Below are 7378 nucleotides of genomic sequence, written 5' to 3' on the forward strand. Positions count from 1 at the left end.
AAAAACACCTCTTTATATGCTCTAGAAATTTCTCTTCAAACATTGGACGTTGGAACACCAACACATTTTTATTTTAGGAAGTCGTGGGAGAAATGCTGTGAGCACATTCAATGTAGCCAAGTTTGGCGGAACAAGTGTAGCTAACTTTGAAGCAATGAGCCGTTGTGCTGCTGTTATCGAAAATAATCCAAATACAAAATTAGTGGTTAGCAGTGCATGCTCTGGTGTCACTAATTTGTTAGTTGAGTTAGCCTGTGGGGTTCAAGATGCAGAGCAACGTTTGGCGATCATCAAACAGTTAGCCGATATCCATCATGCCATCATCGATCAACTAGCCCAACCAGCTCAAGTTGAAAAAGAAGTACATTCAATTTTAGATATGGTTGCTAGCGTTGCAGAAGCTGCCTCTTTTCAATCAAGTAAAAAATTGACTGACCATCTCGTTGCGTGCGGCGAATTAATGTCGACCTTTATTCTTACCCAATTGATGCGTGAACGAGGTATGGAAGCGGTGCGTTTTGATATCCGCGAGATCTTGCGCACCGATGATCATTACGGTCGTGCTGAGCCTCAGTTAGAGCAAATAGCATTACTTGCTAAACAAAAATTAACGCCATTATGTCAACAGCACGTAGTGGTAACGCAAGGCTTCATTGGTTCTGATGAACAAGGAAACACGACCACTCTTGGCCGTGGTGGTAGTGATTATTCAGCCGCTTTAATTGCAGAAGCAGTCCAAGCGTCAGGTTTAGAAATTTGGACCGATGTACCTGGCATTTATACTACCGACCCTCGCATTGCGCCTAATGCTGCACCGATTGCTGAAATCAGTTTTAGTGAAGCGTCTGAAATGGCGAATTTCGGTGCCAAAATTCTCCACCCCTCAACATTGTTACCGGCATTACGACATGACATTCCTGTATTTGTAGGTTCATCGAAAGAGCCAGAAAAAGGTGGAACTTGGATTCGCAAACGTGTCGAAAGCTCGCCACTTTTTAGAGCCTTGACCTTACGCGGCAACCAAACCATGGTCACACTGCGTAGCGCTAGCATGTTCCATGCTTATGGCTTTTTGTCGAAAGTGTTCGAGATTTTAGCCAAACACAAAATTTCAGTGGATCTGATTACCACTTCTGAAATCAGCGTCTCCTTAACATTAGACAAAACCGATACTTCCGGGGGTTCACCAGAATTACCACAAGCTGTTCGTCAAGAATTGGAAGAATTATGCACTGTCGATGTTGAACATAACTTAAGTTTAATCGCACTGATAGGCAATAACATGAGTAATACCAAAGGTTACGCCAAGCAGGTATTTAGCACGTTAGAAGACTTCAACATGCGTATGATTTGCTACGGTGCAAGTCCGCATAACTTATGTTTCTTGCTGCATGAATCGGTATCAAAAGCCGCTATTCAAAAACTGCACCAAGAGCTGTTTGAGCAATAACCTAAAGTGCTTTGCTCAATAATTTGAGTGCCACAAAAAAACAGAGGTTGGATATTCCAACCTCTTTCTTTTTTACCTTAATCTAAATTAGGCCCTAACCATTTTTCTGCTTCTTGCTCGCTCCAGCCTTTACGCTGCGCATAATCTTGCATTTGATCTTGCTGTATTTGTGCGATGGCAAAATAACGAGAATCAGGATGCGAGAAATACCAACCAGATACCGAAGCCCCTGGCCACATGGCATAACTGGTGGTTAACGACATATCAATCGCTTGCTCAACATTGAGCATTTCCCATAAAGTTCCTTTCTCTGTATGTTCAGGACACGCTGGATAACCCGGAGCTGGGCGAATACCTTGATACTTTTCACGAATCAATTCGTCATTCGATAAGTTTTCATCTGTGGCATAACCCCAAATATCTTTACGAACTTGCAGGTGTAAATACTCAGCAAAAGCTTCCGCTAAACGATCCGCTACGGCTTGGATCATAATCGCGTTGTAATCATCACCATTTGCTTTGTATTGATCGGCCAACTCACGCTCACCGATACCACCAGTAACCGCAAACGCACCGATCCAATCTTTCTTGCCTGATTCTTTAGGTGCTATGTAATCAGATAGGCAGTAGTTAAATCCTTTCGGCTTCTCCGTTTGTTGACGCAAATTATGCAAAACATGAGCAACCTCAGTACGGGACTCATCACTGTAAACTTCGATATCATCGCCAATACTGGCCGCAGGAAATAAGGCGCACATGCCACGAGCTTCGAGTAAACCTTCTCGCTCGACACGATCAAGTAACTCGTTGGCATCCTTAAACAAACGCAGAGCTTCTTCACCCACCTCTTCATGATCAAAAATTGCCGGGTACTTACCCATCAACGACCATGTCATAAAGAACGGAGTCCAATCGATATACTGCCGTAACGTCGAAACATCAAAATCATTAAACACATGTACACCAGGTTTAAGTGGCACTGGTGGTGTATAGCTATCCCAATTAATCGCGACTTTGTTAGCGCGAGCCATCTCTAAGGTGACAGGTTTAGTACGCGGACGCTTACGAGCGTGTTGGTCACGCACAACGTCATAATCAGCCTGAAGCTTTTCAACAAAAGCTGGCTTTTGTGTCTCAGACAGTAGCGCCGAACAGACCCCAACTGCACGTGAAGCATTGTTTACATATACCACCGGATGTTGGTAATTTTGTTCTATCTTCACGGCAGTATGCGCTTTCGATGTGGTTGCACCACCAATCAAAAGTGGTAAATCAAAACCCTGACGTTCCATTTCTTTCGCGACATGGACCATTTCATCCAATGACGGTGTAATAAGGCCAGATAAACCAATAATATCAACGTTCTCTTCTTTGGCTACTTTGAGTATTTTCTCGCACGGCACCATCACCCCAAGGTCAATAATTTCGTAGTTATTACATTGCAATACCACACCAACAATATTCTTACCGATGTCATGCACATCACCTTTTACGGTTGCGAGTAGAATTTTACCGTTGGTTGAACCTGCTTGTTTCAATGCATTGATGTAAGGCTCTAAGTGGGCAACCGCCTGCTTCATAACTCGCGCTGACTTAACAACTTGAGGTAAGAACATTTTACCCTCACCAAATAGGTCACCAACTACGTTCATGCCATCCATTAATGGGCCTTCAATTACCTCTAATGGTTTGCTCGCATTAAGACGGGCTTCTTCAGTATCTTCAACGATAAATTCTGTAATGCCTTTAACTAACGCATGCTCTAAGCGCTTTTCAACCGACCATGTTCTCCACTCAAGTGCACTAGCATCTTCTTCTTTTCCTACGCCTTTATCTGCATATTCAGCCGCAATATCTAATAAACGTTCGGTACTGTCGTCGCGGCGATTTAGAATTACATCCTCTACGGCATCCCGCAGTTTTTCTGGAACGTTGTCGTAGATCTCCAATTGACCAGCGTTGACGATCCCCATATCCATACCATTTTTAAAACAGTGGTAAAGGAATACCGCGTGAATTGCTTCACGAACATAGTTGTTACCGCGGAAAGAAAACGAAACGTTGGAGACTCCACCGGAGATCATGGCGTAAGGTAAATCGCGTTTGATGTCTGCAACCGCTTCGATAAAGTCAACGGCGTAGTTGTTATGCTCGTCAATTCCCGTAGCAACAGCAAAAATATTTGGATCGAAGATGATATCTTCTGCGGGGAAACCAACCTCATCGACTAAAATACGATAAGCATTGGTACAAATTTCGATTTTCCGTTGACGTGTATCAGCTTGGCCCACTTCATCGAAAGCCATCACAATAACCGCCGCACCATAGCGACGGATCAGCTTCGCTTGTTCAACGAATTTTTCTTTACCTTCTTTCAAAGAGATCGAGTTAACGATGCCTTTACCTTGGATACATTTAAGACCGGCCTCAATGACTTCCCACTTAGAAGAGTCAACCATGATAGGCACTTTTGATATTTCAGGCTCAGAAGCACATAGATTAAGGAAACGCACCATGCACGCCTCAGCATCAAGCATCCCTTCATCCATGTTGATATCGATGATTTGAGCACCATTTTCGACTTGCTCACGCGCTACGTGTAGCGCTTCATCATATAGCTCTTCTTTGATTAATCGTTTGAAACGTGCGGAACCCGTAACGTTTGTTCGCTCGCCAACATTAACAAATAATGTATCTTTCGCGATGGTTAACGGCTCCAAACCAGACAAACGACACGACTTTGGCAATTCAGGCAAAGAGCGAGGCTTCACTCCTTCAACTGCTTGTGCCATTTGTCGAATATGTTCTGGCGTTGTACCACAGCAGCCACCAACTAAATTTAGAAACCCAGCTTGCGCCCACTCAGCAATATGCTCTGCCATCTCTTTCGCTTCCAGATCATACTCACCAAATGCATTTGGTAAACCGGCATTAGGGTGCGCTGAAACGTAGCATTCAGAAATACGTGACAACTCTTCAACATATTGGCGTAGTTCATCGGGACCTAGAGCGCAGTTTAAACCAAAAGAGATCGGCTCCACGTGGCGAAGTGCATTGTAGAACGCTTCTGTTGTCTGCCCTGAAAGGGTACGACCTGAGGCATCCGTTATCGTCCCTGAAATCATCACAGGCAACTTATAACCGAGCTCTTCAAAAACCGTATCGACGGCGAAAGCACACGCTTTGGCATTTAATGTGTCAAAAATGGTTTCAATAAGAATTAAATCACAGCCACCTTTGATTAAAGCTCGTGTTGATTCTGAGTACGCTTCAACAAGTTGATCAAAACTGACATTGCGGAAGCCAGGATCATTCACATCTGGAGAGATAGAACAGGTACGGTTAGTTGGACCGAGTACACCGGCCACGTAACGGGGTTTATGCGGTGTTTTAGCGGTCCATTCATCAGCGACTTCACGCGCTAATTTTGCAGCAGCAAAGTTGATTTCATCACTGATGGCTTGCATATCATAGTCAGCCATTGCGATAGTCGTCGCATTAAAGGTATTGGTTTCAAGAATATCAGCACCGGCCTCTAAATAAGCACAATGGATCTCTTTTATCAATTGAGGCTGCGTCAATACTAGGAGATCGTTATTGCCTTTTAGATCACTTGGCCAATTAGCAAAACGCTCTCCTCGATAATCTTGCTCTTCAAGCTTGTAACCCTGAATCATGGTGCCCATACCACCATCGATCAACAATATTCTTTGTTGCAATTGAGCTTCAATTTGACTCTTCACTTTTCTTCCCACAGTACAGCCTCATTCCTTTTCTTTATTTCCACATCCTATCATATAACCGTTAGAAATCTAGACGTCTAAACAGCACTTTAATCGCTGCTTGTTGTTAACTCTGATGTAATGAAAAAGTGTTTGCTATTTGCTCACCATAGAAGGAGAATTTGTTCATATTTTGTTACACACTGAGAAAAAAATGTCGGTCTACTATACTTTGTGCTTCCTATCGGCAGCCGCGATGATGATTGCTTTCTTAAACAGTAAGATAGGAAAGATGCAAACCACCATTGCTATCACCGCAGGTTCTATGATGCTTTCGTTATTAATCTTAATTGCGGGTCAAAACGATTGGTTTCATCTCACTGAGATTGCTATCGATACAGTTAATAGCATCAACTTTGAAAATTTTTTACTCAAAGGGATCCTGGGCTTTCTTCTTTTTGCGGGTGGCTTAGGTATTAAACTGCCTAATCTTAAAGATCAAAAATGGGAAATAACTGTTCTCGCACTTGGAGCAACATTGTTTTCAACCTTCTTCATTGGTTTTGGCCTCTATGGCTTCTGCCAGCTGATAGACATTCAATTTGACCTTGTGTATTGCTTATTATTCGGCGCGCTGATTTCACCAACCGACCCAATAGCTGTGTTAGCCATTGTCAAAAAACTTGATGCGCCTAAACGTATCTCAACTCAAATTGAAGGGGAATCTCTCTTCAACGACGGTTTTGGTCTAGTTATCTTTGTCACAATATTTACTATCGCATTCGGTACAGAAACTCCGACCGTTGGTAGTGTCACCATGCTGTTTGCACAAGAAGCTATGGGGGGAATTATCTACGGCCTAGCTCTCGGTTTATTATTTCACTACCTTATTAGCGCGACTAATGACCACTCTATGGAGCTGTTATTAACCATCGGTATTCCAACCGCTGGTTACGTTTTTGCAGATGTCATACATGTCTCTGGGCCACTCGCAATGGTGGTATCCGGTATCATGATCGGTAACTGGACCCGCTTTATCGGTTTCTCAAAGGAAAGCGAAGAGCATTTAGATCACTTCTGGGAGTTAGTTGATGAATTCCTCAATGGGGTATTGTTCCTGTTGATTGGTATGTCGATGCTACTCTTCCAATTTCATGAAGAAGATTGGATGTTAATGGCATTTTCCGTTCCGCTTGTATTATGTGCTCGCTACCTTAGTGTTTTCTTATCGTACATTGGCTTTAAACGTTACCGAAGCTATAACCCATGGTCGATTAAGATTCTTACTTGGGGAGGACTACGCGGAGGATTAGCACTAGCAATGGCTCTATCGATTCCCTCTGGAATTTTAGTCATTCCGGATAAGCTGATCGATGTAAAAGAACTGATACTGGTTATGACGTATGCCGTTGTAGTATTTTCGATACTGATCCAAGGCTCAACCATTACTCCTTTGATCGAAAAAGCGAAACAGGCTGAAAAACAAAGGGAAGCCACAGAATCGACAGTAGTCCAAGAACAAGAAAGTTAATCCCGATTCGAATACATCTCACAATATCTGTTGAATCACCAAGTCGATACCACTGCGTGTCGACTTTTTTAAATCTAACGTATTTGATGATTTAAAAATTTAAAATAGAAACGATTCTTAGGCTCCCCGATTATTTTAAGCTAGAGCACGTTGATATCCAGTTTCAAGACGAAACTAGATTGGGGCAGAATAATACCGCAATAAGGATTTAGTAAAAAAGAAGGACAAAGTCTAGAGCTGTTCAGCAGCAATTTGGCTACGCTTATCTGTTTGGTGCAGTTGCACCGCGAGTTGGCGCCAACATTATCTAGAGAAAAAGCATTTAAACTTAACCATTGTCCATATCCCACCTTATTCAGCAAAGTTAATCCTATAGAACTTAAGCCGTATCGTTATTTTTCAACATACTGTATCGGCTTTTTCATACTCATTTTTTAGTGCTGTGCACATCTGTCGTTGTAGCAATAAGACATGGGAAGAGAAGAGAGACTAGTAGGAAAAGAGGTAACGAGTATAGTTTAATGCCCCAAACGCAAAAAACCCCAGCATTGCTGCTGAGGTTTCTAATAAAGTGGCGGAGCGGACGGGACTCGAACCCGCGACCCCCGGCGTGACAGGCCGGTATTCTAACCAACTGAACTACCGCTCCGCTGCGTGTCTGGTTAGACAATATTC

Annotated in this window: 3 protein-coding genes and 1 tRNA gene; 2 read left to right on the forward strand and 2 right to left on the reverse strand. The window is 43.0% G+C overall.

Translation table 11 applies throughout. The features are described 5' to 3' along the window. Window positions 1-97 precede the first annotated feature (97 nt). The gene (lysC, locus tag MCT08_RS13760; RefSeq protein ID WP_274678634.1) at window positions 98-1450 is read left to right on the forward strand and encodes a lysine-sensitive aspartokinase 3; all 1353 of its coding nucleotides are present in this window, start codon (window positions 98-100) and stop codon (window positions 1448-1450) included. Window positions 1451-1527: 77 nt separating this feature from the next. Here lysC and metH read toward each other — a convergent pair whose 3' ends face one another. Continuing rightward, window positions 1528-5205, reverse strand: a complete 3678-nt coding sequence (metH, locus tag MCT08_RS13765) for a methionine synthase (RefSeq protein ID WP_274678636.1) — start codon at window positions 5203-5205, stop codon at window positions 1528-1530. Between the two features lie 181 nt (window positions 5206-5386). Between metH and MCT08_RS13770 the strand changes: the two genes are divergently transcribed. Then, window positions 5387-6703: a cation:proton antiporter gene (locus MCT08_RS13770; protein ID WP_172532129.1), complete on the forward strand. Its 1317-nt coding sequence runs from the start codon at window positions 5387-5389 to the stop codon at window positions 6701-6703. A 572-nt stretch (window positions 6704-7275) separates the two neighbouring features. On the opposite strand, the gene MCT08_RS13775 is transcribed toward MCT08_RS13770, so the two are convergent. Next, window positions 7276-7352: transfer RNA gene (locus tag MCT08_RS13775), tRNA-Asp, on the reverse strand. Window positions 7353-7378: the final 26 nt, after the last annotated feature.

It is taken from the genome of Vibrio aestuarianus (genome assembly GCF_028858425.1).
Taxonomy (GTDB): Bacteria; Pseudomonadota; Gammaproteobacteria; order Enterobacterales; family Vibrionaceae; genus Vibrio; species Vibrio aestuarianus.

What these genes read in the sequence shown, in the direction of transcription:
- MCT08_RS13770 (WP_172532129.1), top strand. Translation starts at nt 5,387, where the DNA reads ATGTCGGTCTACTATACTTTGTGCTTCCTATCGGCAGCCGCGATGATG.